The organism is Gammaproteobacteria bacterium, from assembly GCA_013003425.1.
Lineage (GTDB): Bacteria > Pseudomonadota > Gammaproteobacteria > Steroidobacterales > JABDKV01 > JABDJB01.
Map to the genome: position 1 here is coordinate 1 of JABDJB010000030.1, position 2,101 is coordinate 2,101.

4 protein-coding genes are annotated in these 2,101 nt (G+C 58.4%); all 4 read left to right on the top strand.

Translation table 11 applies throughout. From position 1 onward, the window contains the following. Positions 1-521 (top strand): hypothetical protein (locus tag HKN06_05015; protein ID NNF60678.1); only part of this gene is annotated, 521 nt, incomplete at its 5' end. Between the two features lie 195 nt (positions 522-716). Next, on the top strand, positions 717-1,136 hold the full coding sequence (locus HKN06_05020) for a DUF4399 domain-containing protein (protein NNF60679.1): 420 nt from the start codon (positions 717-719) through the stop codon (positions 1,134-1,136). A 149-nt stretch (positions 1,137-1,285) separates the two neighbouring features. Then, entirely contained in the window at positions 1,286-1,882 is a 597-nt protein-coding gene (locus HKN06_05025; protein NNF60680.1) for a DUF4136 domain-containing protein, read from the top strand. Positions 1,883-1,940: 58 nt separating this feature from the next. Continuing rightward, on the top strand, positions 1,941-2,101 hold a 161-nt coding region (locus HKN06_05030; protein NNF60681.1), incomplete at its 3' end, for a DNA polymerase IV.

The window sequence follows — 2,101 nt, forward strand, 5'->3', positions numbered from 1 at the left end:
GCGTCGAGAAGTGCGACGACATCGAGTTCGAAATCGGTTGGGAGCGACTGGAGCGACCGGAAGTCCTGGAGTTGATCCGCGAGCGTTGCCGCAAGATTGCGGCGGACCAGGGCAAGGCCTTTATGAAAAGCCTGTACGACAACCTGCCCACCATGATTTTCCTGTTTCTGCCGCTGATTGCCCTGGTGCAAAAGTTTCTCTATCTGGGCTCGGGGCGCTACTACGTCGAACACCTGCTGTTCTTCGTGCACTTCCATTCGTTCTTTTTCCTGACTCTGACCATGACCATCCTGCTCGCGCGGATTCCGGATTTGTTCCCGGGTCAGGGCGTGGTGACGGTCTTGTCGATTATCGCCCTGTCGATTTACATACCGGTGTACCTGTTCAAGGCGCTGCGCCGTGTCTACGGCCAGGGATTCCTATTCACGCTGATCAAGTACCTGTTGCTGATCACGGCCTACTTCTTTTGCCTGGCGATCACCATGATGCTCGGCCTGCTGTATACGGTCCTCACAGTCTGAGCTGCGCATCGATGGATTGCGCTCATATCTGAGTAGCGGCGGAATTCACCTGCGTTCAGATTTATTTGCGGGAACGCTCAGCGCGGCCAGCAAATAGACCTGGCTTCACTGAAAATGTTCCGACTGAGCAGGTTGAATCTCGGGGGCCAACACCTGTTTGCTAGAATAAGGCTGACCTGAATTGGAGACATTCGCATGCGGGGACTGGCTGTCATCGGGTTTTGCTGTGTTGGTATGGCGCTTGCCGGTGACCTGCCGCGCACCGCGGCGCCCGAGGGCGCTGCGGTGTATATCCTCCGCCCGGCCGATGGCGAAGTTGTAACGAGCCCGGTGCGGGTGGTGTTCGGGCTTCAGAAAATGGGCGTGGCACCGGCCGGCATCAACGCGAAGGGTACCGGTCATCACCATCTGCTGATTGATACGCCGTTACCGGATCTCGACAAGCCCATTCCCGCCGATGCAAAGCATCTGCATTTTGGCGGCGGTCAGACGGAAGCCGTCATCGAGTTGGAACCGGGCGAGCACACTCTGCAGTTGCTGCTGGGCGATGCAAACCATATCCCGCACCAGCCGCCTGTTATGTCAAATCCGATTACCATTGTCGTGACACCTTAAAAACGTTGTAAAACAATCAGCTGGAAATTTTTCGGGCGGATGCTGTCAACGCGGCATTCGCCTTTTGCGTTGTATGGGGCGAGTCGCCGGCAAAAAGCCGGTCTTTTCGAGGGGCAGACACTTTTTTGAACCCAGTAAAGGAGACCCCAATGAGTAGTTTGCGTAGCATTTTCTTTTTAGCGGTCCTGATGTCGCTGACAGCTTGCGGCAACCCGGTACAGACGGAAGTCGACAATCACGCAGACCTGGCCGGCTATCGCACCTTTGCCTGGCAGGAACCGGAACGCAGTGAGGTTGATAATCCGATCCTCGACAGCGACCTGATGGACAAGCGCATGCGCACCGCCATTGTGCGCAGCCTGGAAGACCAGGGTTACGAGTACGACGAGGAAAACCCGGATTTTTACGTCACCTACCACACCAGCACCCGGGAAAAGGTACGCTCGAGTGGCTTCGGCACCAGCGTCACTATGGCGCAGTATCACGTGCAGGATGACGGCTCGCTGCTGATCACCCCGATCACCCCGCGGCGCAGCTATCACTACAGCTCAACCACCGTGCGCGAGGCCCCGGCGCCGCGCTCCTACGACGAGGCCGTGGTGATTGTTGATATCATCGACCGCGAGTCCGAGACCCTGGTCTGGCGCGGTTGGGATGAGAAACGCCTCACCCGCAAGAGCTTTGACCGGGATTCGGTCCGGAAAACCGTAGAGGAGATACTCGCGGAGTTCCCGGTCGCCGGCTGAGCACCCCCGCTTGTTGCGCGGTCGCCCGGCCATTGCCGGGCTCCGGGTTCACACCAGCATGGTCGGGCGGCGGCGCATCATTCATGTCGATATGGACGCTTTCTACGCGTCCATCGAACAACGGGACGATCCTGATCTTCGGGGTCGTCCCGTTATCGTTGGCGGCGCCGGCAATCGCGGCGTGGTGGCCGCCGCCAGCTACGAGGTGCGCGAATTCGG